This is a genomic window from Pseudomonas sp. SWRI68 (genome assembly GCF_014269165.1).
Taxonomy (GTDB): Bacteria; Pseudomonadota; Gammaproteobacteria; order Pseudomonadales; family Pseudomonadaceae; genus Aquipseudomonas; species Aquipseudomonas capeferrum.
On the sequence record NZ_JABWRU010000063.1, the window covers coordinates 1 to 460 of the forward strand.

Annotated in this window: 1 protein-coding gene; it reads right to left on the reverse strand. The window is 58.7% G+C overall.

Features of this window, described 5'->3' with window-relative positions; all coding sequences use genetic code 11:
• Nucleotides 1-460, reverse strand: a 460-nt coding sequence (locus tag HU770_RS26800) for an immunoglobulin-like domain-containing protein (protein WP_186666593.1), incomplete at both ends; no start/stop codon positions are given.

The following is a 460-nucleotide window of genomic DNA, read 5'->3' on the forward strand; positions in this document are numbered from 1 at the left end:
GATGTGAACGGTGAAGGTCGGCTTCACGTTCTCGGCAACCGAGACTTGGTCAGCGGTGATAGTGACCTTGACCAGATCACCTTCGTTGCCCGGAGTACCCGGCTCGTCGGTGACAGCGGTGCTGACCGGCGTCTTGTCCAAAACCAGGTTCTCGAACTGACCGACATCAGCGCCATCAACCGAAGCGATCGACTTGATCACTGGGTCGTTCGCACCGACGTAGTCGTTGTCCGGAGCAGTGACAGTGACGGTGCCAACAGTGCTGTTGGCCGGCACGGTAATGACGGTTGTCCCGTCGCTCAGCGTGAAGGTCAGCGCCGAGTGTTTGTCGATCGGCAGACCGTCTTTATTGGTCAGCGTGATGGTGTAAGTGATTGCACCGCCTTCGGTGACCGAAGGGGTAGCGGTCAGTTTGGCAACCACGTCGTCGGTGGTATCGGTGACTTTGACCGACGCCGCA